The sequence below is a fragment of the Sphaerisporangium dianthi genome, assembly GCF_042654065.1.
GTDB classification, from domain to species: domain Bacteria; phylum Actinomycetota; class Actinomycetes; order Streptosporangiales; family Streptosporangiaceae; genus Sphaerisporangium; species Sphaerisporangium dianthi.
In genome coordinates this window covers 49,510-72,224 of the sequence record NZ_JBHSFP010000038.1, presented here as the reverse complement: position 1 = coordinate 72,224, position 22,715 = coordinate 49,510, and the positions used below count along the sequence as shown (strand labels likewise).

At 74.0% G+C, this 22,715-nt stretch carries 23 protein-coding genes; 11 read left to right on the top strand and 12 right to left on the bottom strand.

Translation table 11 applies throughout. The annotated features are described in order from the left end of the window. Positions 1-204: 204 nt before the first annotated feature. On the top strand, positions 205-858 hold the full coding sequence (locus ACFO60_RS35220; protein ID WP_380849744.1) for a helix-turn-helix domain-containing protein: 654 nt from the start codon (positions 205-207) through the stop codon (positions 856-858). An 83-nt stretch (positions 859-941) separates the two neighbouring features. Here the strand turns inward: ACFO60_RS35220 and ACFO60_RS35215 are convergent, their stop codons facing one another. Together ACFO60_RS35215 and ACFO60_RS35210 are read right to left on the bottom strand one after the other, a co-directional pair. Next, positions 942-1,427 carry a CBS domain-containing protein gene (locus ACFO60_RS35215; RefSeq protein ID WP_380849741.1) on the bottom strand — a complete coding sequence of 162 codons (486 nt, stop codon included), beginning with the start codon at positions 1,425-1,427 and terminating at the stop codon, positions 942-944. A gap of 147 nt (positions 1,428-1,574) precedes the next feature. Then, positions 1,575-2,192 carry an NADPH-dependent FMN reductase gene (locus ACFO60_RS35210; protein WP_380849738.1) on the bottom strand — a complete coding sequence of 206 codons (618 nt, stop codon included), beginning with the start codon at positions 2,190-2,192 and terminating at the stop codon, positions 1,575-1,577. 224 nt (positions 2,193-2,416) lie between these two features. On the opposite strand from ACFO60_RS35210, the gene ACFO60_RS35205 reads away from it, so the two are divergent. Further along, positions 2,417-3,868: a sensor histidine kinase gene (locus ACFO60_RS35205; RefSeq protein WP_380849736.1), complete on the top strand. Its 1,452-nt coding sequence runs from the start codon at positions 2,417-2,419 to the stop codon at positions 3,866-3,868. On the opposite strand, the gene ACFO60_RS35200 is transcribed toward ACFO60_RS35205, so the two are convergent. Further along, positions 3,841-4,530, bottom strand: a complete 690-nt coding sequence (locus tag ACFO60_RS35200; protein WP_380849733.1) for a TetR/AcrR family transcriptional regulator — start codon at positions 4,528-4,530, stop codon at positions 3,841-3,843. The two genes, ACFO60_RS35205 and ACFO60_RS35200, sit on opposite strands and share 28 nt — an antisense overlap. Before the next feature lie 46 nt (positions 4,531-4,576). On the opposite strand from ACFO60_RS35200, the gene ACFO60_RS35195 reads away from it, so the two are divergent. Beyond that, positions 4,577-5,857: a carotenoid oxygenase family protein gene (locus tag ACFO60_RS35195; protein WP_380849730.1), complete on the top strand. Its 1,281-nt coding sequence runs from the start codon at positions 4,577-4,579 to the stop codon at positions 5,855-5,857. Between the two features lie 230 nt (positions 5,858-6,087). After that, positions 6,088-6,825 carry an SRPBCC family protein gene (locus ACFO60_RS35190; RefSeq protein WP_380849727.1) on the top strand — a complete coding sequence of 246 codons (738 nt, stop codon included), beginning with the start codon at positions 6,088-6,090 and terminating at the stop codon, positions 6,823-6,825. Between the two features lie 52 nt (positions 6,826-6,877). On the opposite strand, the gene ACFO60_RS35185 is transcribed toward ACFO60_RS35190, so the two are convergent. The 3 genes from ACFO60_RS35185 to ACFO60_RS35175 form a co-directional block, all read right to left on the bottom strand. Next, positions 6,878-7,627 carry an SRPBCC family protein gene (locus ACFO60_RS35185; RefSeq protein ID WP_380849724.1) on the bottom strand — a complete coding sequence of 250 codons (750 nt, stop codon included), beginning with the start codon at positions 7,625-7,627 and terminating at the stop codon, positions 6,878-6,880. Positions 7,628-7,632: 5 nt separating this feature from the next. Next, positions 7,633-8,259 (bottom strand): ArsR/SmtB family transcription factor, encoded by a 627-nt coding sequence (locus ACFO60_RS35180; protein WP_380849721.1) that lies wholly within the window; start codon positions 8,257-8,259, stop codon positions 7,633-7,635. Between the two features lie 107 nt (positions 8,260-8,366). After that, complete coding sequence (locus ACFO60_RS35175) at positions 8,367-8,750, bottom strand: DUF427 domain-containing protein (protein WP_380849718.1); 384 nt, start codon at positions 8,748-8,750, stop codon at positions 8,367-8,369. A gap of 316 nt (positions 8,751-9,066) precedes the next feature. Between ACFO60_RS35175 and ACFO60_RS35170 the strand changes: the two genes are divergently transcribed. Both ACFO60_RS35170 and ACFO60_RS35165 read left to right on the top strand, forming a co-directional pair. Then, positions 9,067-9,780: a VIT1/CCC1 transporter family protein gene (locus ACFO60_RS35170; protein ID WP_380849716.1), complete on the top strand. Its 714-nt coding sequence runs from the start codon at positions 9,067-9,069 to the stop codon at positions 9,778-9,780. Between the two features lie 241 nt (positions 9,781-10,021). Beyond that, the gene (locus ACFO60_RS35165) at positions 10,022-10,921 is read left to right on the top strand and encodes a hypothetical protein (RefSeq protein ID WP_380849782.1); all 900 of its coding nucleotides are present in this window, start codon (positions 10,022-10,024) and stop codon (positions 10,919-10,921) included. Positions 10,922-10,928: 7 nt separating this feature from the next. On the opposite strand, the gene ACFO60_RS35160 is transcribed toward ACFO60_RS35165, so the two are convergent. The 3 genes from ACFO60_RS35160 to ACFO60_RS35150 all read right to left on the bottom strand — a co-directional run bounded on the left by ACFO60_RS35160 (position 10,929) and on the right by ACFO60_RS35150 (position 14,577). Beyond that, the gene (locus tag ACFO60_RS35160; RefSeq protein WP_380849714.1) at positions 10,929-11,918 is read right to left on the bottom strand and encodes a sulfotransferase family protein; all 990 of its coding nucleotides are present in this window, start codon (positions 11,916-11,918) and stop codon (positions 10,929-10,931) included. Between the two features lie 103 nt (positions 11,919-12,021). Next, positions 12,022-13,638, bottom strand: coding sequence for a TIGR03086 family metal-binding protein (locus ACFO60_RS35155; protein ID WP_380849713.1), 1,617 nt, complete (start codon positions 13,636-13,638; stop codon positions 12,022-12,024). A 33-nt stretch (positions 13,639-13,671) separates the two neighbouring features. After that, on the bottom strand, positions 13,672-14,577 hold the full coding sequence (locus tag ACFO60_RS35150; protein WP_380849711.1) for a cation diffusion facilitator family transporter: 906 nt from the start codon (positions 14,575-14,577) through the stop codon (positions 13,672-13,674). 69 nt (positions 14,578-14,646) lie between these two features. On the opposite strand from ACFO60_RS35150, the gene ACFO60_RS35145 reads away from it, so the two are divergent. Together ACFO60_RS35145 and ACFO60_RS35140 are read left to right on the top strand one after the other, a co-directional pair. After that, complete coding sequence (locus ACFO60_RS35145; RefSeq protein WP_380849709.1) at positions 14,647-15,084, top strand: hypothetical protein; 438 nt, start codon at positions 14,647-14,649, stop codon at positions 15,082-15,084. A gap of 75 nt (positions 15,085-15,159) precedes the next feature. After that, positions 15,160-15,519 (top strand): ArsR/SmtB family transcription factor, encoded by a 360-nt coding sequence (locus ACFO60_RS35140; RefSeq protein WP_380849706.1) that lies wholly within the window; start codon positions 15,160-15,162, stop codon positions 15,517-15,519. Between the two features lie 58 nt (positions 15,520-15,577). On the opposite strand, the gene ACFO60_RS35135 is transcribed toward ACFO60_RS35140, so the two are convergent. The 3 genes from ACFO60_RS35135 to ACFO60_RS35125 all read right to left on the bottom strand — a co-directional run bounded on the left by ACFO60_RS35135 (position 15,578) and on the right by ACFO60_RS35125 (position 19,280). Then, on the bottom strand, positions 15,578-16,759 hold the full coding sequence (locus ACFO60_RS35135; protein WP_380849703.1) for an anhydro-N-acetylmuramic acid kinase: 1,182 nt from the start codon (positions 16,757-16,759) through the stop codon (positions 15,578-15,580). 319 nt (positions 16,760-17,078) lie between these two features. Beyond that, positions 17,079-18,029 carry a GNAT family N-acetyltransferase gene (locus ACFO60_RS35130; RefSeq protein WP_380849700.1) on the bottom strand — a complete coding sequence of 317 codons (951 nt, stop codon included), beginning with the start codon at positions 18,027-18,029 and terminating at the stop codon, positions 17,079-17,081. A gap of 333 nt (positions 18,030-18,362) precedes the next feature. Beyond that, positions 18,363-19,280 (bottom strand): ABC transporter ATP-binding protein, encoded by a 918-nt coding sequence (locus tag ACFO60_RS35125; protein WP_380849697.1) that lies wholly within the window; start codon positions 19,278-19,280, stop codon positions 18,363-18,365. Between the two features lie 167 nt (positions 19,281-19,447). Between ACFO60_RS35125 and ACFO60_RS35120 the strand changes: the two genes are divergently transcribed. The 3 genes from ACFO60_RS35120 to ACFO60_RS35110 all read left to right on the top strand — a co-directional run bounded on the left by ACFO60_RS35120 (position 19,448) and on the right by ACFO60_RS35110 (position 22,565). Beyond that, entirely contained in the window at positions 19,448-20,827 is a 1,380-nt protein-coding gene (locus ACFO60_RS35120) for a sensor histidine kinase (protein ID WP_380849694.1), read from the top strand. A gap of 110 nt (positions 20,828-20,937) precedes the next feature. Further along, on the top strand, positions 20,938-21,603 hold the full coding sequence (locus ACFO60_RS35115) for a response regulator (RefSeq protein ID WP_380849780.1): 666 nt from the start codon (positions 20,938-20,940) through the stop codon (positions 21,601-21,603). A 164-nt stretch (positions 21,604-21,767) separates the two neighbouring features. After that, on the top strand, positions 21,768-22,565 hold the full coding sequence (locus ACFO60_RS35110; RefSeq protein ID WP_380849691.1) for a TetR/AcrR family transcriptional regulator: 798 nt from the start codon (positions 21,768-21,770) through the stop codon (positions 22,563-22,565). Positions 22,566-22,715: the final 150 nt, after the last annotated feature.

Here is a 22,715-nt window from a genome sequence, read left to right as displayed (position 1 = left end):
GTCGCCCCGCCGCCGCGGGCGGCCACAGGGGCGAAGTCCCTCCACGCTCGGGACCATCCTCCCTCGGACGGGCCTCACGTCCGCCGGCGGGGCCGGAGTAGCGTCGGACATGACGGACTCGAGCGCGGTCCGCGCGCCAAGGGGTGCCGGCGGCCTGGTCCGGTGACGCCGGGCCGGCGTGGTCCGCGCCCACAGGGGGTGCCGATGCCATACGGGACGACCTCGCCCGGCGACCTGGGCCGCCGCGTCGCCTACCACCGCCGGAGACTCGGACTGACCCGGCGGCAGGTCGCCGAACGCGCCGGCATGGCGCCCGGCTACCTGGAGTACCTGGAGACCTACCCCTCCTCGGCCGACGAGGGCGTGCTGCTCCGCCTGGCAGCGGCCCTCGAGACCACCGCCGCCGAACTCCTCGGCGGCGGCACCGACCGGCCCCCGGGCCAGGGCAGGCCCGCCGTCCGGCCCGTCCTGCGGGCGCTCGGCCGTGACGAGTGCCTGCGCCTCATCTCGCCGGGCGGCGTCGGGCGGGTGGCGTTCAGCGGCCCCACCGGCCCGGCGGCGTTCCCGGTCAACTACGCCTTCCAGGACGGGGCGATCGTCTTCCGCACCCGGGCGGGCGGCCCCATGGACCAGAGCCTGCGCAGCGGCGCGGAGGGCGTCGACGTCAAGGTCGGTTTCGAGGTCGACCACATCGACGAGGCAAGGCGGGAAGGGTGGAGCGTGCTCGTGCAGGGCCCGGCGCACCATCTGTCCCCCGGCGAGGGGCAGGGCGTGGAGCCGTGGGCGGGCGGCGGGCGCGACCTGTGCGTCCGCATCGTCCCGCACGAGATCACCGGCCGCCGCATCCGCGGCATGTGAGCCGGCGCCCTCGCGGAGATCGCATGCCGCCGGACCCGCGTGCCGCGGACCTCACCTGCCGCGGGACCCGCGCGCCGAGGAGATCACCTGCCGCGGGGATGCTCGGGCGGCAGCACGGGCTCCAGGCGGAACAGCCCCGCCACGACCTCGCTCGGCCCGGTCGCGGGCATCTGCCGCCCGGCGACGGCCCGCAGCACGTCGGTGGCGGTGACCAGCCCTTCGAGGGTGCCGGCGGCGCCGACCACGGGCACGACGTCGACGCAGGAGTCCACCATCGTCGCGGCGATGCACGACACCGCCGTCTCGCGCGCCACGTGCGGGCAGCGCCGCGAGCCGAGGAGCTGCCGCACCTGGCCGCTGGACTGCTCGGCCGGCCCGCCGGACCAGTGGGAGGCGATGTCCTCGCGCTTGAGCACGCCGAGCACGTGGGAGTGGGCGTCCACCACGGGCAGGTGATGGACGCCTCCGCGCCGCATCAGCTCCCAGGCCATCAGAGGCGACTCGTCCGGCCTGACCGTGACGACCACCCGGCTCATCACATCCGCCGCGGTCATGCTCTCGATGTCCATGGCGCCTCCTCAAGGAAGATCGGCGAGAGGCCGTGGCGGCTCGCCCGTCACCTCATCGAACACCATGACGCCGGGCCGGGGCAGGTGCCGAACGTCCCACCCTCGCGGGACCTCCGGCTCGGGCCGGTCCCTCCGGGACGGCTCGCCTCACCCTCGTACGACGGCTCGCGCGCCCCCGGGCTGCGATGCGGCCCGCGGCCCGCGCGCGATGACGGCGGAAGGCGCGGCCATCCCCGCGGAGGAGACGAGCGACAGCGGGCGCAGGTGGTCCAGAGCCGCGCGGAGCCGCGCGCGGACGGCCGGGTCGGCGATGCGCCCCTCGGCGTCGAAGTGCCCGAACATGGGCGAGACGGCCAGGTCGGCGCCCCAGGCGTGCGCGCCCGCGGAGGCGAGGGCGCGCCGCAGCCGGGTCTGGGTCCACATCGACTCGTAGTCGCGCGGGCAGGCGGTGACCACGAGGGCCGGCTTGCCCAGCAGCACCGTGCCGCCGTGCTGGGAGGCCACCCAGTCGAGCGTGTGGATCAGCTGAGGAGGCAGGACGCTGTGCGCCGGGGCGGTGATCAACATGCCGTCCGCCCGGGCGAGACGATCGCACAGCTCCTCCAGCGAAGCCGGCAGGGGGCCGTCCTCCACGGGTGGCACCCGCTCCAGTCCGTCCCAGACCTCGAGCTCCAGCCGCGCGGGCAGCTCCCGCGCCGAGGCCTCCAGCAGCCTGCTGACGTAGGCGTTGGACAGAAGACTTCCCGCGATGCCGACGATTCTCATGCTCTCCCATCTCTGTCGCGACGTTGCGACGCTCCGAGGCAGGGGCGGGCCGCCCCTCACAGTCCACACCTGGGCGCTGCCCCGAAAAGGGGAGGACGAACGCCGGACCGCGCCGTGGCCCGCGGTCGCGCCGCGGCGGCCCTCCATCAGGGCGACCGGTCACCACGACCCCCGTGAGAAGACCGTTCACACCGTGTGGTCGACTGCCTATAGGGGGATTTGGCATGAATCGGGGGCACCGGTGGCCGGTGAAGCGCCGCCTGACGCTGTACGTCGGCGTGGTGGCGACGCTGCTGTGCGCCCTTCTGGCCGCCGTGATCCTGATCGCCGTACAGCGCACCACCACCGCGTATCTGACCAAGGAGATCCTCGGTACCGCCGCACGGGTCGCCACCGAGGTCGACCGCGGCAACGTCCTGGAACCGATCCCGCACGGCGTGATCTACGACATCCAGGTGATCGACCCGCTGGGCAGGGTCGTGGCGGCGTCGAAGGAGATGGCGGGCAAGCCGCCGATGGCCGGTCCGCGCCTCACCGGCGGCAGGAACGGCATCACCACGACCGTGTGCGGCGGCCCCGCCTTCCCTCCCGGCCATTGCTCGATCGTGGCCCGCGACCAGGTGTTCCTGTCCGGCCGGGACTGGACCGTCTACACCGCCGCCCCGGTGATCCCGCCCCTGGTCCACCCGCTGGTGGCCGCTGCCGTGATCGGCGGCGCGCTGCTGCTGATCGCGGGGATCACCTACGGCACCCACCGGGCCGTGGGGGCCTCCCTGGCCTCGGTGGACGCCATCCGGACGGAGCTGGACGAGATCAACGCGAGCTGCCCGGGAAGGAGGGTGCCCACCCCTGAGGCCGACGACGAGTTGCACGACCTGGCCGAGAGCGTCAACCTGACCCTCGGGCGGCTGCAGGCGGCGGTGGAGCAGCAGCGCCGCCTGGCCTCCGACGCCTCCCACGATCTGCGCACCCCGATCGCCGCCATCCGCGCCGAGGTCGAGGACGCCCTCATGGACACCGGCGACCACGACTGGCACGCGACCAGCCGGGCCGTCCTTTCCGGGCTGGACCGTCTGCAGGCGATCGTGAGCGATCTGCTGACGCTGGCCCGCCTGGACGCCGGCACGCCCGGCGCCAGCGACCGGGTGGACCTGGCGGAGCTGGTCAGAACCGAGACGGCGGCCCGCCACCCCGACAAGCGGGTGGAGTGCGTCCTGCACGAGGGGGCGACGGTGGTGGCCGACCGGGTGCGGCTCTCCCGGCTGGTGACCAACCTGATGGACAACGCCGAGCGGCACGCCGAGAGCACCATCACCATCAAGGTGTACTGCGACCCCAGGCCCGGCGGCGGCCCGGCCTACAAGGCCGGCGCGGCAGTGCTGGAGGTCCTGGACGACGGGGCGGGCATCGCGCCCGACAAGCGGGAGATGGTCTTCCAGCGCTTCACCCGCCTGGACGCCGCGCGCAGCAGGGACACCGGCGGGACGGGGCTCGGCCTGCCCATCGCCCGGCAGATCGCCGAGATGGCCGGCGGCACGCTGACCATCCACGACAGCCCGCGCGGCGCGCGGTTCGTCCTGTGCCTGCCGAAGGCGGCCTCCCCCGCCGGCGACGTGCCGGCGCGGCGCCCGGTCACCCCGCGGCCGGGTCAGGCCGGGTCGCTCGCGGACGGGTAGGGGGTCACGCCGCCGAACTCGGCCGCGAGGCGGGCCTGCGACTCGCGGACGGAGCGGGTGGCCGCCTCGAACTCGTCGCCGGCCCCGATCATCAGTCCGGTGAGCTGCGCCTCGAACACCACGCCCGCGTTGCACGGGTCGATGAGGTATTCGCCCAGTTCGAGGGTGACCAGCCCATGGACGGCGGTCCAGAGCTGGTGGGCCACCAGCTCCGCGTCGCCGGCGCGGAACCGGCCCGCCTCGATGCAGCGGGTGGCGCACCGCACCACCGTGCCCAGGGTGTAACGGCCGTGCTGGCGGTCCTCCGCCGTGAGGGAGAAGCCGGCCGGCGCGGCGCCGCCGAACATGACGGCGTACAGGTGGGGGTTGGTCAGGGCGTTGTGCCGGTAGGCGCGCCCGAGCAGCGCCATGTCGGCCACCGGGTCGCCGGTCTCCGGCACGTGGGAGAAGTAGGCCTCCAGCCGGGCGAACCCTTCGTGCACCATCTCGCGGACCAGGCCGCTCATGCCGCCGAAGTTGGTGTAGACGGTCATCGTCGAGCTGCCGGCCTCCGCGGCGATGCGGCGGGCCGACAAGGCCTGGGGCCCTTCTCCCGCGAGCAGGCCGGCGGCGATGTCGACGAGGGCGGTTCGCGTCTGCGGGTCGGTTCGGCGTGGGCTCATACTTGACAGTATGGCATAACGGCGTTATTTTTTTCATAACGCCGTTATGCCCATCGCCTTCCTGGAGGTGTCCGATATGACCGTCGCCGAGCACGCCGCCGCGATCACGGCACCCGATCGCGTACCGCACGACGCGCCGCTGACCGTCGACGGCGCCGTCCCCGCCGATCTCGACGGCGCTCTGGTGTGCGCGTCCGCGCATCCCGCGGGCACCCGGGCGGGCGACGCCGCTCACGCCTCCCGGCCCGCGCTGGTGTACGGCGTCCGCCTCGGCGGCGGCGCCGCGCGGCGCCTGATCCCCGCCGCCGCCGACCTCACCGGGGTCCACGCGGGCGACCTCCCCCTGCTCCCCTTCCCCGCGCCCGGCTGGATGCGCGAGGGGAACCTCGCCGTCTGCGGCGAAACGCACGACGCGCCGTCCCAGGGAGCGCACGACACGCACGCCGCCCACCTCGCCGCGCCCGTCCGCGACCACGCGGGCGGCGAGTGGCACACCGTCGCCGTGCGTCCCGGGTCCGACGTCGCCGAGCACCTCGTCCTCGGGCCCGGCGGCGAGGTCCGCGACGTGCGGCCGTTCGCGCTGCCCGGCGCCCCGCTCCTGCACGCGGTAGCGCTCACCGAGCGGTTCGTCGTCGTCTTCGACCTGCCGGTCGTCCACAGCCGCGCCGCGGCCCTGATGGGCTCCTCCTCGCCCTACCGCTGGCGGCCGGGCCGTCCCGCCCGCATCGGCCTGCTGCGGCGGGACGCCTGGGATCCCTCCGGGCCGCGCTGGTTCCCCATCGACCCGTGCTACGTGTTCGAGGCGGTGAACGCCTACGAGGACCGCGGGCGGCGGGTCGTCGTGGACGCGGTCCGTCACGCCCGGGCCTTCGACACACCCGTGGGGGACCTCGGCCGCGACGCCGAGCCGGCCTCGGTGCACCGCTGGACGCTCGACCTGGCCACCGGCACGACGTCCGCGCGGGCGCTGATCGGCTCGGCGGCCGAGGCGTCGGCCGACCCGCGCAGCGCCGGCCGCAGGCACCAGCTGGTGTTCGCCCGCGCGGCCGGCGGGCAGGCGGTCGTCGGGCTGGACCTGGCGGCGGGAGTCACCCAGGTGCGCGAGCTCGGCCCGGGCCGGCGCGCCGGGCGGCCCGTCTTCGTGCCTCGTCCTGGCGCCGTCGAGGGCGACGGCTGGATCATGGTGCTCACGCGCGACCTGGCCCGCCGCCGCGGCGAGCTGCTGGTGCTCGACGCGCACAACCTGGCCGGACGCCCCGAGGCGGTGGTCCACCTCCCAGGCGCCTTCCCCGACGCGCGGCGCACCGCCTGGCTCGGCGCGTCCTGACCACGACGCCTCACGGCCCTCCGGCCCGTGCCGGGCGGCCCGGCGTCGCGCCTCCCGCCTGCGGCGTTCGCGTCACGCCGGCCTCGCCGACAACTTCGACCGTCTTGACAATTTTTTATTTCGGTGACACGGTGATTCCCAGAGCGGCACCGGCAGGACGAGGACGCCGCCTCACCCGAGACCGACACCGACGGCGCCTCCCAGGGGCGCTTGACCAAGGAGTTCTCCAGATGCCGCACGAGTTCGAGCTTCGCAAGCAGATCACCCTGCAGGCCGGCCCCGAGCAGGTGTGGGAGGCGATCGCCACCGGCCCCGGCATCGACTCCTGGTTCATGGGACGCAACGAGATCGAGCCGCGCGAGGGCGGGGCCGTCCGGCAGTACTTCGGCGACTTCGCCTCGGAGGCCACCGTCACCGCGTGGGAGCCGGGCGAGCGCTTCGCCTTCCGCGGCGACCAGAGCCCTGAGGGGCTCTTCATGGCCTTCGAGTACCTCATCGAGGGCAAGGGGCAGGGCAGCACGGTGCTGCGCCTGGTGCAGAGCGGCGTCCTCGGCGACGACTGGGAGACCGAGTACGACGCCCTCCAGCGCGGCTGGGACCTGTACCTGCACACCCTTGGCCAGTACCTCTCCCACTTCGCCGGCCGCACGGCAGCGGTGATCTTCGGCGCGCGCCCGTCCGCGGGCGACGGCGGCCAGGTGTGGGAGACGCTCGAGCGCGGCCTCGGTCTGAGCGGCCCGGTCGCCGCGGGCGACCGCGTGCGGCTGGCCCCCGAGGGGTTGCCGCCGATCGAAGGGGTCGCCGACTACGTCGCCCCCGGATTCCTCGGCGTGCGCACCGGCGACGCGCTCTACCGCTTCATTCTCGGCATGCACGACACGCTGGTCATCGGCCACCACCTGTTCGACCCGGCGGACGCCAAGGAGGCCGGGCAGGCCTGGCAGGCGTGGCTCGGCAAGCTCGCCTGAATCGGCGACCGCATCGGCCGGCGGCGGGCGCCGGCCCGCCGGCCGCGGCCCGTCAGGCGAACGCCTGGGCCAGCCAGGACTTCCACGCCTGCTCGGTGGCCTGGACGTCGACGCCCTCGGTGAAGCCGTGCTGCTCCACGACCACCGTGTCGCGGTAGCCGTGCATGAACATGTACAGCGCGTCGCCCGTGCAGACGCTCGGGATGCTCGGGTAGTCGGTGCGCTCCACGACCCCCTCGGCGGCCGGCAGGCCCGGGACCGACAGGCGCACCGGCGTGCCCTTGGCGACCTCGCCGGCCACGCCGAGCGCCCCCTTGAACGCCTCCCACACCTGCTCGTGGCCGGGCACCCGCGGGCCGGGCACCAGCAGGTTGAACCTCGAGGTACGCCCGGGGAAGTGCTTGAGGTAGGCGGCCAGCTTCTGCAGGTACATGCCGTCGCCCTTCTTCAGCGCGTCGTACTGGGCCTCCCAGTCGTCGCCGAGGAAGCCGCTGTGCACCAGGCGCAGCACCGTGCTGCCCTGCCCTCGGCCCTCGATGAGGTAGTCGAAGGCCATGAACGTGCCGTCGGGGCTCGGGTCGGACTGGTAGGTGAACCGCTTGCCCGGCTCCCAGGCGGTGACCGTCGCGGTCGTCGTGCCTCCCATGAGGCTGTGGCGCACGACGTTGCCCTCGCCCGGCTCGATCTCGCTGCGGCCCATGAACCAGGAGTCGACGCCGGGGCCGGTGGAGATCGCCTCCCAGACCTCCTCGGGCGTCGCGTCGAGCGCGATCTCCTCGCGCACCTCGAATTCGTGCCGCATGCCGCTCACTGCTCCTTGCTCGCGCTCGTGGTGGCGCCGGTGTCGCCGGAGCCACGGGTGATGCTCGGGTGGACGGCCACGACGACCCGGTGGTCACGACCGCCCTCGGCGCCCTCGGCGTGGTACTTGCCGACCAGCGCGATGACCGTCTCGGCCAGCTCGCGGGCGAAGGCCGCACGGTCGGCGGCCGAGGCGAAGCGGACCTCGCCGTCGATGGCGAAGGTGGCGACCTTCTGCCGCGCCTTGGCCGCGCCGGTGATCAACCGGCCGACGTCGCGCACCAGCTGCGAGGCCACCGCCAGCATCCAGCGCGCCGACAGCTGGTCGGGCGCGCGGGACGGATCGGGCGCGACCGCCGACAGCGCCACCGGCGAGATGACGAAGGATGCCGCGGTGGCGCGCATGATGCGCTCGGTGACGTTGCCCTTGCGCCGCTCTTCCACCAGCTCGACCAGGCCGTACCGCTCCAGCGTCTTGAGGTGGTAGTTGACCTTCTGACGGGGCAGGCCGACCTTGGCCGCCAGCATGGTGGCCGACCCCGGCTCCGACAGCTCGGCCAAAAGCCTGGTCCTCACCGGATCCAGCGAGACCTCGGCCGCCGCCGGGTCCTCGATCACCGCCACATCCAACATGCCGCAACCCTCGCAGCGACCGGCCCGTCAAGGCAAGCCCGACGACCGGCGCGGCGGCCCGGCGAGCTCGGGCCGGCCCTGCTCGCGCCGGCCATCGGACGCCGCGGTCAGCCGGTGGTGTGCTCTTCGATGGCGTCGACCCGGTCGGGGTAGAAGGCGAGGTGGCCTTCGATCTCGGCGACGGCGGTGGAGGGGGTCTCGTAGGTCCAGATGGCGTTGACGCCCTTCTCGCCGGAGTCGGCGAGGCTGTAGTAGGAGGCGTCCCCCTTGTAGGGGCAGTAGGTCGCGTGGTCGGTGCGTGCGAGCCGTTCCATGTCGACATCCTTGCGCGGGATGTACTGGACGGGCGGATAGTCGGCTTCGCGAAGGGTCAGGGCGTCCTGGGTGTCGGCGATCACCCGGCCTCCCGCCGACACCACGACGCGGGCGGGGTTGCGCTCGACCGTGATGGGGTGGTCCGGACCTGGGGTCAGCACCGGCTTGTCGGCCATGGTCGCCTCTTCTCCGTTGACTCATATGGGCACACGTGACTCGTATCGGCACACGGCCTCCCGGCCGCCCGGACGGGCCGCGGACGGTGGGCGGTGACCGGTTCCGTCCGGTCCGCCGGTCCCATTCTCACCGCCGCGGCGGCCGCCCACCACCGCCGGCCACCGGTTCGACGGGGGGCAGGGCGGGAAGTTTTTCGAGTATTTATGCGCTTCTGATATGACTTCATCGTCCGCGACAACCGGACGATCGCCGCCGCGGTGGCGCCGGCGCTCGCCGTTGTCCTCACCCCGCTTCCCGCCGGTCTAAGGAATTCACATGTCCTCCGTTCCGATCCGCGCCGAGGTGCATCACAGTCACAGGGACGTGACCGGCGGCTGGCTGCGGCCGGCGGTCTTCGGCGTGATGGACGGGCTGGTCTCCAACGCCTCGCTCATCGCCGGAGTGGTGGGCAGCGGCGCGAGGGCGCACACCGTCACGATCGCCGGGCTGGCCGGGCTCGCCTCCGGCGCCTTCTCCATGGCCACCGGCGAGTACACCTCGGTGCGGTCGCAGACCGAGATGACCCTCGCGGAGATCGACGTGGAGCGCCGGGAGATCGCCCGCAACCCCGAGGCGGAGGAGGGCGAGCTCGCGGCGCTGTACGAGTCGCGCGGACTCACCCCCGGACTGGCGCGCGAGGTGGCCCGCCAGTTGCACCGGCACGACGAGGTCGCCTGGCGGGTGCACGCCCGCGAAGAGCTCGGCGTCGACCCCGACGACCTGCCGTCGCCGTGGAAGGCCGCCGGCTCCTCCTTCCTGGCCTTCGCGATCGGCGCGCTGATCCCCCTGCTGCCCTTCCTGCTCGGCATCGGCTCGGTGGCGGTGGCGGTCGTGCTCACGGCGGCCGGGCTGTTCGCCACCGGAGCGCTGGTCGCGCGGCTCACCCGGCGCTCGTCCCTGTTCGGCGGCGGCAGGCAGCTCCTGCTCGGGGCGGCGGCCGCCGCCGTCACCTATGGCATCGGCCACCTCGTCGGCGCGGCGGTCTCGTGAGCGGCGGCCATGCTCCCGGCCACCGAGGACCCGGCGCCGGCGCGCGACCCGATCCCGCCGGCGGCGTGCGGCCCCGGCCGGCGCCGGATCTTGCGCCCGATCTTGCACTCTGTCGCGGATTTGCCGGATATACGGGTGCTCTGGGGTGGGCGCGGCGGCGCTCAGGGGTAACTCATACCCCCTATGACCGGCCAGGCTTTCGTCACCACCACCGATTCCCGTCTATTGTTTCGACGTGCCGATGAACGGAAACGACCCGCGAAGCGCCCTGCCGATCCCCCGGCCCGACCGCTCGGTGCTCGTCCTCGCCCCTCCTGGGGACGAGCCCGGCAACTGGGTGGGCGCACCCAGCTCCGTCTACAGCGACGGCGTCTTCTACCTCGCCTACCGCCTTCGCCGCCCCATCGGGGAGGGGCGCGGCTACGCGGTCGCCGTCGCACGCTCCTTGGACGGCGAGCACTTCGAGACGGTCTACACCATCACCCGCGAAGAGGCCGACACCGAGTCGCTGGAGCGTCCGGCGCTGGTGCGCACGCCCGGGGGCGTGTGGCGTCTCTACATCAGCTGCGCCACCTATGGCACCAAGCACTGGCGTGTCGAGGTCATGCAGGCCGGCGACCCGTCGGCGTTCGACGCCTCGCAGCGCGAGGTCGTGCTGCCCGGCGACCCCAAGACCGCCGTCAAGGACCCGGTGATCCTCTACCACGACGGCCTGTGGCACCTGTGGGCCTCCTGCCACCCTCTGTCGGACCCCGGCGAGGAGGACCAGATGGTCACCGACTACGCCACCAGCGCCGACGGCTTGGAGTGGACCTGGGAGGGCACGGCGCTCACCGGGCGTCCCGGCTGCTGGGACGCGCGTGGCGTCCGCGTCACCGCGGTGGTGCACGACGGCGACACGATCCTCGCCGCCTACGACGGACGGGCCAGCGCGGCGGAGAACTACGAGGAGCGCACGGGCCTCGCCACCGGCGCCGACCACTCCACGCTCACGCCGGTCGGCACCGAGCCCGTGGCCCAGTCGCCGTACGGAGGGCTGCGCTATCTGGACGTCCTGCGGCTGCCCGACGGTCGCCGGCGTCTGTACTACGAGATCACCCGGCAGGACGGCTCCCACGAACTGCGCACCGAGCTGCACTGACCTTCGGTCAGTGCACGCGCGGGCGGCCGTTGCGCGCCTGGCCCTGACCGGGCGGACGGCCGCCCATCAGCCCGCCCGACCTGTCGCGCGGGCGCAGCCAGTCACCGAAGTCCTCCCCCGTCACCTTCTCCAGCAGCGCGATATCGTCCCGGAACCGGGGGATGAGAGCCTGGCGCTGCTCCCAGCTGAGCGGACGGCGCGGGCGGCCGCTCTCCTGCAGCGCCTTCTCCAGCGGCTCGGTGAGGCTCGCTGCCAGCCGGCCGGGCAGGTGACGCCCCACCGTCGCGCCCGCGCGCATCAGCCGCGACAGCGCCCGGTGGCGGAGCGTCGGATCGGGATGCGCGGTGACGTTCTCGCGGGGCACCTCGTCGATCAGCCCCTGCTCCACGCCGAGGAAGGCGCAGATGCGGTCGAGCGTCGCCGCCGGCTCGTCCACCAGGTCGCGGTAGCGGAACTGCAGGACGTTCTCCCGGGGGAACAGTCCGTAAAGGTGCTCGAGCTGCTCGCCGTACCGGCCGAGCGACACATAGTGCCAGAACGCCGACCAGCCGGCGGCGACGCGGCGCTCCTCCTCGGCGCAGGCGCGCACCACGTCCCCGACGGGTTCGAGCCCCGCCGACCACAGGTGCGTCCAGTTCGAGTGGGCGCGCTCGACCGGGTCCCGCAGCACGACGATGAGCCGCGCCCCGGGGATCAGCGCCTGGATGCGCCGCTGCGCCTGCCGGTCGTACAAGTAGAAAGGTGTCGACTCCCCCTTGAGCGTCCCCCGCGGGGCCTGGTCGAAGAGCGCCTCGTAGTCCGCCCTGCGCCACACGTGCTCCTTGAACGTCTGGGCGTCTCCGGGGCCGCCCCGGTCCGGCGGCGGGCCGTCGGTGAGGAAGAACTTGGGTTCCTTGACGGCGGACATGAAGATCTGGGGATGACGGGCGAGCGCCGCGTGCAGGGCGGTGGTGCCGGACTTGGGCGCGCCGATCACCAGGAAATCCGGTAGGGCCATCCGATCTCCTCGTTCAGATCACGACATCGAGCATCATACCCACTTAATAACTAGGGATTATGGACTTAAACGTCGCACACCGAAACCCTGCCCTTCGCCCTCGTCATTCACGCGGCCTCCGCGGTGAGCCGAGGGGGCGGCCGAGGTAGGCGGCCAGGCGGTCGGCGGGGGTCGCGCCGACCGGCGCGGGCCGCTCCGGGGCGAACGAGCCGCCGGGCGTGCGCGGCAGGTCCCCGTAGATCTCCCGCACGGACGGCATGATCGCCGTGGCGACGTCCGGCACCAGATCGGCCGGCCGGCCGATCGCCGTGGCCAGGTCCCAGCCGTGCACGATCATCTCGATGACGACCTGCTCCACCAGCCGCCACCCGGGCGCGGGCCCATATCGCCGGGTCAGCATGCCGGGCCGGCCGAAGGCGGCCATCGTCGCCTCCGCCGCGGCGCGGAACGCGGCGACATGGTCCCCGCCGAGATGATCGGCGGCGAAGTCGGAGCGAGGGACGCCTTCGGCGAGGCTGGTCCACAGCAGGTTCTCCCAGACCAGGTGGTCCAGCAACGCCCGCACGTCCCAGTCCTCGCACGGCGTGGGGTCCCCCAGATGCCCGGGCGGCACGGCGGCGACCAGCTCCCCCACGTCGGCCAGGACGCGGGCGCAGCCGTCCAGGATGCCCGCCGGACCGGCGTCCTCCCCCTCGCCGTCGCCGTCGCCGTCGCCGTCGCCGAGTATCGCGGCCACGCGGGTGGCGCGGGCCCCCGGCTCGGCGTTGGCCCGCAGGGCGGTCGTCAGCCACCGGCCCGCGGCCGCCATGCTCGGCCGCACCGGCCGGTCGTTGATGACGCACATCAGCTGCCAGTACCGCTCCAGGCGGGCGTCGGCGGCGTTCTCCAGCTGTTCGAGCAGCATGCGGCGCGCCGCCACGCCGTCGCCTTCGGGGCACCCGGGGACACGGGCCTGGGTGGGCAGCCAGGCGGCGACGACGGCGGCCACCACCGGCTCGGCCGCCGGCGAGTCGGCCGCAAGGCCCGCCTCGGCGGCCGAGGTGACCTGTCCGACCCACAGATCGGTGACCCGCTCCGCCTCCCGCACGTCATCCTCGTCGTGCTCGCGGAGCGCGTGCCGGGCGGCGTACTCGGCCATGTGCCGCATGGCCGAGCGCAGCGCCGGGTCCTCCATCAGCTCGCCCAGCTCGAGCCAGGCGTCGACCTGCTCGGCGGTGGGCTCCCGGGGCAGCTCGGGCAGGGCGGCGAGCAGCCCCGCCCGGTAGGCGGGAGCGTCCGCGTCCCCGACCGCGTCGGCGACGAACTCGCGGACGACGGCGTTGCGCTCGGCGGAGGACAGCCGCGCCAGCCTGGTCATCACGGCGAGCCTTTCGGCGGTGGTCCCACGGGCGGTGATCGATCGCAGCACCGCCTGCCGCGACCTGAGCGTGCGGATGTGGACCTCCAGCGCGTCCGCGTGCACCGCCGCCACCTCGCCCAGATCACGCTCACGGGCGGCGACGTCCTTGATCGCGGCCATGCCCAAGCCGAGGTCACGCAGGGCGCGCGCGAGCTCGAGCCTGGCCACCGCCTCCGGCGCGTAGAGCCGGTAACCGGCCGCCGTGCGGCTCGCCGGCGGCACCACCCCGATGTCCGACCAGTGACGGATCAGCTTCACCGACATGCCGGTGCGCTCCGCCAGCTCTCCGATGCTCAACAATGTCCTGTCGTCGCCATGCATCCGATCACCTTGAGGTCTCCCACGATGGGAGGGTCAAGGCCCGGCCGTGGTCGGCTCGCGGTGCGTGCGCAGCCGCGAGTGGTAGTCGTCGGCGTCGTCCGGGCCGTGCGGGTCGGCGTGGACGGTGGCCGCCCGCAGGCGGGGCACCTGGTGGATCAGCCGGTGCTCGGCCTCGACGGCGACCGCGTGCGCCTCGACGAGCGACAGGCGGTGATCCACCTTGATGTCGACCTCGGCCCGCAGGACGTGGCCGATCCAGCGCATCCGGACCGACCCGACGCCCCGCACGCCCGGGGTGTGCGACAGGACATCTTCGGCCTGGTCGAGCAGACCGGGGTCGACGGCGTCCATGAGCCGGTGGTAGATCTCCCTGGCCGCGTCCCGGAGCACCAGGACGATCGCCACGGTGATCAGCAGGCCGACGATCGGGTCGGCGATGGGGAAGCCGAGCGCCGCGCCGCCCGCGCCCAGCAGCACGGCCAGCGAGGTGAAGCCGTCGGTGCGGGCGTGCAGGCCGTCCGCGACCAGGGCGGCCGAGCCGATCTCGCGTCCCACCCGGATCCGGTAGCGGGCGACCCACTCGTTGCCGAGGAAGCCGATCAGACCCGCGCCCGCGACCCAGCCCAGGCCCCGGACGTCCTGCGGATCGAGCAGGCGCTGGATCGCCTCATAGCCGGCCAGGATCGCCGAGGCGGCGATGATGACGATGATCACCAGCCCGGCGAGGTCCTCCGCCTTGCCGTAGCCGTAGGTGAACCTGCGGGTCGCCGCGCGCCGCCCGAGCCAGAAGGCGATGCCGAGCGGGACGGCGGTCAGGGCGTCGGCGAAGTTGTGCAGGGTGTCGCCGAGCAGCGCCACCGAGCCGGAGAACGCGACGATCACGGCCTGCACGACGGCCGTCGCCAGCAGGATCGCGAAGGACAGGCCCAGCACCCGCATGCCCCGGCTGCTGGACTCCAGCGCCGTGTCGGTCTTGTCGGCGCTGTCATGGCTGTGCGGGGTCAGGATGTGCGCGCCCCACGCCAGCAGGCGTCCCAGGACGCCCCCCTTCGCCGCCCCATGCCCATGCCCGTGCCCATGCCCGTCTTCGTGCCCGTGCCCGTCCTCGTGCCCGTGCTCGTCTTCGTGCCCGTGCTCGTCTTCGTGCCCGTGCCCGTCTTCGTGCCCATGCTCGTCTTCGTGCCCATGCTCGTCTTCGTGCCCGTGGCCGTGCCCATGCCCCTGGCCGTCTCCGCTCTCGCGCTCGACGCCCCGCTCGTGCCCGTGGTCGTGCTCCGGCTCGGGATGCTGCGGGTGCGGGTGCGCGTGCGGCTCGGGATGCGGGTGCGCGTGCGGCGCGTGGCCCACGTCGTCCGTCTCCGGTCCCGGCGCCGGACCCTGTTCGCCTTCGCGAGCGCCGAGGTGGCCGTGCCCGTGGTCGTGCCCCTCGAGCCTGCCGGGGGCTGAATAGCCGGACCGCTGCTGGTCAGACATGGCTTCCTCGCTTGCGGACGGGGATTCTTGCGTGGAGTATATGTAGTCATGTACGCACGCGACAACGGATCAGATGCGCACCTGTTGCAACAGCAGCCCACCGGTGCTCAGGTCGAGACGGCCGTCGAGGCGTTCCGCATGCTCAGCGATGGGACGCGTCTGCGGCTGATGTGGCTTCTGGTCTCCGGCGAGTACGACGTCTCCTCACTGGCCGAGATCATCGGCGTGGCCCGTCCTTCGGTCTCCCAGCACCTGGCCAAGCTGCGCCTGGCCGGGCTGGTCGACACCCGCCGTCACGGGCGCCGCGTGCTCTACCGCGCGCGTGACGCCCACGTCCGCCGGCTGATCTCCGAGGCCTTGTTCCACGCCGACCACGAGGTCTCCGGCATCCCCCGCCACCAGACCTGACCATCCCCATCGCGGGGCAGCCCGCCGGCCGGCCCAGGGCCGCGGGAGTCTGCGCGGGTCATGCGGGGCGCAGGGTCAAGACGAGCGCGCGGGGCGCCTGCGCGACCGGGGGCGGCAGGGCGAGCGGCCCCGACCCCGGGGTGAGTGCGCCGAGGATGCGCGCGGCGCGCGCTCCGGTGCCCATGGGGACGGTTCCCGGCAGGCCGTGCACGGTGTGCCAGCCGATCAGGGCGAAGGCGATCGCCTCCTTGCCGTCGGCGGGCGCGCCGTACTCGTCACTGAGCCGGAAGGTCACGCCCGGGAGCGCGCGGCGCAGGCCGGCCATGAGCACCGGGTTGCGGCATCCGCCGCCCGAGGCGACCAGAAGGCCGGCGCCGCTCGCCGCCACCTCCCGGGCGACCGCGCGAACGGTGAGCTCGGTGAGGGTCGCCATGAGGTCGGCCGTGCCGGGCCGGGTTCCCGCCGCCGCAATCGCCGCCTCGACATACCCCAGGTGGAACACCTCCTTGCCGGTGCTCTTCGGGGCGGGAAGCCGGTAGTAGGGGTCGTCGAGCAGGACCGCGAGGAGGCGTTCGTCGGCCACGCCTGAGGCGGCGATCCGCCCGTCCTCGTCGAAACCGAGGCCGTTGAGCCCCCGGCTCACCACGACCGCGTCGATGAGCGCGTTCGCCGGGCCGATGTCGTAGGCGACGACATCGGCGGGACCGCGCACCACCGTCAGGTTCGCGATGCCGCCCAGGTTGAGCGCTGCGGCGATACCCCTGTGCCCGGCGAGCAGGAGGACGTCGAGCAGGGAGACCAGGGGAGCACCCTGCCCGCCGGCTGTGATGTCGCGAATGCGCACGTCCGAGAGGACGGGCGCGCCCGTGCGCTCGGCGATCCACGCGGGCCGGCCGATCTGCAAGGTGCCCAGGGCGCGCGCGCCGTCCACCCAGTGGAACACGGTCTGCCCATGGGAGACGATCAGGTCGACCGGCCCGGCCCGTTCGATCGCGCCGGCCGCGGCTCCGGCGAAGCTCTGGCCGACGAGGGTGTCGAGCTCGCACACCTCGCCGAGCGTGGTCGCCGCCGGAGGGAGCGCGTTGACGAGGCGGCCTCGGAGCCCGGGCGGGTAGGACGTGGAGGCGGTGAGTTCGACGACCCCGCTGAGCGTGCCACCGCCGTACGCGGGGTCGAAGTCGACCAGGGCCACGTCGACGCCGTCGTGGGAGGTGCCGGAAATCATGCCGAGGATTCTCATGATGACTCTCCGCGTGCCGATCACGGCCCGCCGCCTGCGGAGGAGGCCCGCCGTGGCGGGCCGGTTCGCGCGAGCCGACGGCCGGCGCCCGCGCCGGTTCCTCGGATTCGAGCGTATCGGGCGGGCCGTCACCGGGCGGACCGGGCCCGGCTGCGGGCTGCACGGCGGGCGGCGCCCCGGGCCGCCGGTGAAGCCGTCCGGCACGGCGTCGCGGCGGGCGGGCAGAGCGGAGCGGTCGCGGCGGAGCGGTCGCGGCGGAGCGGTCGCGGCGGAGCGGCACGGTGGGGCGGGATCGCCCCGCCGTGCCGCGAGACCGCTTCTACGGCCAGGTGTGGTTGAGCTCGCGTTCGAACACGGCGTACCCGGCGCGGTGGAAGGCCTTCGCCATGGGGACGTTGGCGACGTCGGTAGCCGCGCGAATGCGCGGGACGTCCTGAGCGGCGAGGATGCGGGTGCCCTCGGCGAGCAGTTCGCCGATGTGACCGTTGCCGCGATGCGCCGGCACGACCCCGATGTAGGCGATGATCGGGTTGTAGGAGTTGTGCGCCGGGATGACGAAGCCCACCGGATCGCCGCCGGGCAGCGTCGCGACGCGCCACCAGTCGCGGGGGCTCAGGTAGCCCTCCAGCTCCTCCTCGTACTGCCGCACGGCGGCCTTCTCAGCGGTCATCCGGGTCAGCTCGTCGCGGCTGTGGGCGTCCAGCGTGCCCTCGAGCACCTTGACCATCAGGGCCACGAGCTCGTCGCGCCCCGCCACCGGGCGGAACTCCAGGCGGCCGGTGGGAGCGGCGATCGGGGTGCCCGGCCGCCATTCCAGGCGCAGCCGCTCCACGAACAGCCGGGCGCCCGTCCGCTCGAGCGCGGCGGTCCTGGTCTCGACGGCACGGCGCTCCGCCGCGTCGTCACGCCAGCCGGGTGAGGCGTAGCGGATGTACTCAGGTGGGCGGGCGCCCTCGGGGAGGACGTGCGCCATGGCCGTCCGCAGCAGCCGGACGCCGTCGTCCGCCTCGCCGGGACCGCCGGCCTCGTCCGCGACGTCGAAGACGTCGAGCAGGAAGGGAGCCGGCTCGCCGGGCCTGCTCCACCACGCGAGCCTGGCCACCAGCCGGTCACCACGCAGGGCGACCCACATCCATCCGGGCCGCCTCCTGCCGGAGTCCAGGTCGCCGGCCAGCTCGTGGTCGAGCACGTAGGGCAGCCGGGTGAAAAGGCCGAGTTCTTCGGGCCCGGTGATCGGGCGCATGATCAGATCTTGCTGTACAGCGGTCACAACACTCTCCTGTGGAGGCGCGCCCGCCCGGTTCCAGGTCAGCGCCGGGGCGCGACCTCGGAGGACATGAGCGCGGTGAAAACGGTGGTCATCGCCTCTTCCCTCCTCTCGTCTCGGTCCCGCCGCCGTCGGCGGGAGGTCCGGCCGCAAGTTCTACCGGCACGCGCACCCGCGGCGCAACCGCTTTTCCGCCCGCCCCGCCCGCCGTCACGCCTCCCCCCACTCGCCGTCGCGCCCTCCCCCGCCGATCACTCCGCCTCGCCCGCCGTGACCCCCTCCCGACGATCGCCGTTCCCGCCCGACCGTCGCCGCGCCGCCCGGCGGGCGGGCCGGTCAGCGCGCCGTCCCGTGCCCGGGGGCCGCGTGGTCGCCGCTCCCGGCGGTGAGCCGCAGGTACGCCTCCTCCAGGGAGGCTCCGCGCGGTGACATCTCGTGCACGGCGATGCCGTGACGGGCGGCCAGGTCGCCGATGTCGCTCACCTCCAGCCCGCTCACGGAGAGACACCCGGCCGGGCCGGACGCCACGGCCGCTCCCGCCCCGGTCAGGACCTCCGCCAGGTCCGCCGCGCGCGGCGAGCGCACCAGCACGCCCTGCCCGAACCTGTCGGCCAGCTCGCGCACGGAGGTGTCGGCGATGAGCCGGCCGCGCCCGATGATGATCAGCCGATCGGCGGTCAGCTCCATCTCGCTCATCAGGTGGCTGGACAGCAGGATGGTGCGCCCCTCGGCGGCCATCTCCCGCATCAGTTCGCGGATCCAGCGGACACCGTCGGGGTCCAGGCCGTTGACGGGCTCGTCGAACAGCAGGATCCCCGGATCGCCCAGCAGGGCCGCCGCGATGCCCAGCCGCTGCTTCATGCCCAGGGAGAAGCCGCCGGCCCGCCGGCGGGCGACGCCGGCCAGCCCGGCCTGTTCGAGCACCTGGGCGACACGCGCGTCGCCGATGCCGTTCTCCCGGGCCAGCCACCTCAGATGGCTCAGGGCGCTGCGGCCAGGGTGCAGGGCCCCCGCGTCGAGCAGGGCGCCGACCTGCCGCGCCGGGCGGCGCAGCGACGTGTACGGGCGGCCGCCGACGAGCGCCGCTCCGGAGGTCGGGGCGGCCAGGCCGAGGACGACGCGCATGGTGGTGGACTTGCCTGCGCCGTTCGGCCCGAGGAAGCCGGTCACCTCCCCCGGCCGCACCTCGAAGGACAGCCGGTCGACGGCGAGGGCGCGGCCGTACCGCTTGGTCAGTTCTCTCACTTCGATCACGAGTGCCAGGCTCCCCCGGCGGGCCGGGGCGCCGCATCGGCCCTGGGCCGCGCTCTCGCCGTGCTGCCGCGGGCGCATGCCGGCGGGCGTGGAGGCCGGATGTCCGCCTGGAGGATGACATCCCGCGGTGGGAGGCTCCGGCGGCGGGCACCGGCTAACCTCCAAGGGTGGACGACGCGCAGACCGCCGGGCTGCGGCCCTCCCCCATCGCGGGCCGCTCCGCCTCGGAGTGGCCGCCCGGGCCACGGCCGGGCCGGCTGATCAGCCTGGACGCGCTGGCGGCGACGGTCTACGTCCTGCCGCTGGTGAGCGTCGCCCTGGCGCGAGACCCGGCTCCCGGCGCGCTGCCGCCGGCGGTGCAATGCCTGATCATCGCCGGCATGGGGCTCCCCCTCGCGGTGCGGCGCCTGTGGCCGGCCCCGGTCTTCGGCGTGGTGCTGACGATCACGGTGCTGTCGCTGTTCACCGACATGGTGCACGACGCCTTCGCCGCGGCCGCCTTCGCGCTGTACACGGTCGCGCTCACCCGTCCCGGGCTTCGCTGGGTGCCCACCCGGACGATCGGCGCGGTGAGCGCCGTCCTGGTCGCCGGCTCGACGGTGGCCGGACCCGTCAGCTGGGGGGTCGACGGCTTCCCCTTCCCCAGCGTGCTGTTCGGCGCGCCGCTCATGGGCCTGGCCTGGACCGTCGGCCGTGCCGTGCGGGAGCGCCGCCTGTACGTCGAGCGTTCGGCGAGCGAGCTCGCCCGGCGGGCGGTCACCGACGAGCGCCTGCGCATCGCCCGCGAGCTGCACGACGTCGTCGCGCACAGCATGACGTTGATCACCGTCAAGGCGGGCGTGGCCGACCACGTCGCCGAGGTCAGGCCGCAGGAGGCCCGCAAGGCGCTGCGCGAGATCGAGGCCGTGAGCCGGGGCGCGCTCGTCGAGATGCGGCACATGCTGGGCGTCCTGCGTTCGGAGGGCGACGGTGAGACGGCGGCCGAGCTGTGCCCGGCGCCGGGGCTGTCCGAGCTGTCCGAGCTGGCCGAGCGGGCCGCCCTGGCGGGCGTGCGGGTCGAGCTGGACGTGACGGGCGCCGGCGGCCTGCCGGAGGGCGTGGAACTGTCGGCCTACCGCATCGTGCAGGAGGCGCTGACGAACGTCGTCCGGCACGCCGCGCCCGCGCACTGCCGGGTGACGGTCCGCGGCGGCGGTGGCGAGGTGCGGGTGCGGGTCGTCGACGACGGGCCGGGGGCGCGCGTGCTGCCCGGCCCGGGCGGGCCGGGCGGCGGCCACGGGCTGGTGGGGATGCGAGAGCGGGTCGTGATGTACGGGGGCTCCTTCGAGGCCGGCCCGCTGGCCGCAGGCGGCTTCGCGGTCACCGCCACCCTGCCGTACGAGCCGGCGGCGCAGGACCCGCCTGGTCCGGCCCGCGGCGGGCGCAGGGCGGCGGCAGGCGGCGAGGACGGCTCGGCCGGTGGCGCGAGGAGTGCGGCCGGCGGCGAGGCCGGGGCGTCGGCAGGCGGCGGCCGGGCCTCTGAGACCGCCTCCGGAGCCGCGCGGTGAGCGAGAACATCACGGGCGCGGCGCCGGCGGACATCGGGGAGAGCCTTGCGGGGAGCCCCCGGACGACGGCGGGCGAGGCCGGGGAGGGCGGCCGTGGCGGGGCCGGTGACATCCGCGTCCTGATCGCCGACGACCAGGCGCTGCTGCGCGGCGGCTTCCGGTTGCTGATCGACACCGCGCCGGGGCTCACGGTCGTCGGGGAGGCCGGAACCGGCGCCGAGGCCGTCGACCTGGCCCGCGGGCAGCGGCCCGACGTCGTGCTGATGGACGTGCGGATGCCCGAGATGGACGGCATCGAGGCGACCCGCCGCATCTGCGGGGACCCGCTGACCGCAGGGGTGCGGGTGCTGATCCTGACGACCTTCGATCTGGACGCCTACATCTACGCGGCGCTGCGGGCCGGGGCCAGCGGGTTCCTGCTGAAGGACACCCGCCCGGCCGACCTGCTGGCCGCCGTCCATGTGATCGCCTCGGGCGAGGCCCTGCTGGCCCCCACCGTGACCCGGCGGCTGATCGCCGAGTTCACCCGCAGGCCCGAGCCGGCCCGCGCGCTGCCGCGCCGGCTCGACGGCGTCACCGAGCGGGAACGCGAGGTGCTCACCCATATCGCCCGGGGATTGTCCAACGGCGAGATCGCCGAGCATCTGCACCTCAGCCAGGCGACGGTGAAGAGCCACGTGGGGCGGCTGCTCGCCAAGCTCCATGCCCGCGACCGCGCCCAGCTCGTCGTCGTCGCCTATGACAGCGGCCTGGTCACGGCCCCGCCCGCCGGCTAGCGCGAGCCGGGGAGTCCTTTGCGAGGCCGGCGCGGCCAGCCGGCCACGGGCGAGCCGGTCGCGGCGCCTCGTGACTAGGGTGCCGGAGCTCCGCGGCGGCCACGCGAACTCGTACGTCGTACACCGTACTTTGTGCCGAGCATGGTTGATGGGAGGATGGCCGTGTGCCGCCTACGATCGACCGCAGCGGCGCCGGAGATCCGGTGCGCACCCTCGAACTGCTCTGGAGGCGGCCAGGAGCCCGCCCGCCGCACCGCGGGCCCCGCCAGGGGCTGACCCTCGACGAGGTGGTGAAGGCGGCCGTGCGGCTCGCCGACGCCGAGGGCCTGGCCGCCCTGACGATGCGGCGGGTGGCGCAGGAGCTCGGCGTGGGCGCGATGTCGCTGTACACCTACGTCCCGGGCAAGGCCGAGCTGCTCGACCTCATGCTCGACATGGTGTTCGGCGAGATGCCCCGTCCCGATCTGTCGGGCCTGCCCTGGCGCGCGCGCCTGGAGGCCGTGGCACGCGACAACCGCGACCTGTACGAGCGCCACCCCTGGGTGACCGCCGTCTCCACCAGCCGCCCGCCGCTCGGCCCGGGCCTGCTCGCCAAGTACGAGCACGAGCTGCGCGCCTTCGAGGGCCTGGGCCTGGACGACGTCGAGATGGACGACGCCCTGACCTACCTGCTCGGCTTCGTCCACTCCTCGGCCCGGTCGGCCGCCGACGCGCGCGCCATCCAGCACGAGGGCGCGATGACCGACCAGCAGTGGTGGGACGCGAGCGCCCCCATACTCGCCCGCGTCTTCGACGCCGAGAAGTACCCGACGGCCGCCCGGGTCGGCGCGGCCGCGGGCGAGGCGCACAACGCCGCCTACAGCCCCGGCCACGCCTACGAGTTCGGCCTCCTGCGCGTCCTGGACGGCCTGGGTGTCCTCATCGAGCAACGCCGCGGCACCGCCCTCGACCCGCCGTCCTGACGCCTGGCCGCCCTGTCCGGGCGGGCGGCCCAGGAGCCTCAGGCGACGGGCGTCTCGTCCATGGACCTCAAGGCGGTGGGCACCTTGTCCGGGAACCTCAGTCGGTGGGCACCTTGTCCATCCGCCTCAGGCGGTGGGCACCTTGTCCAT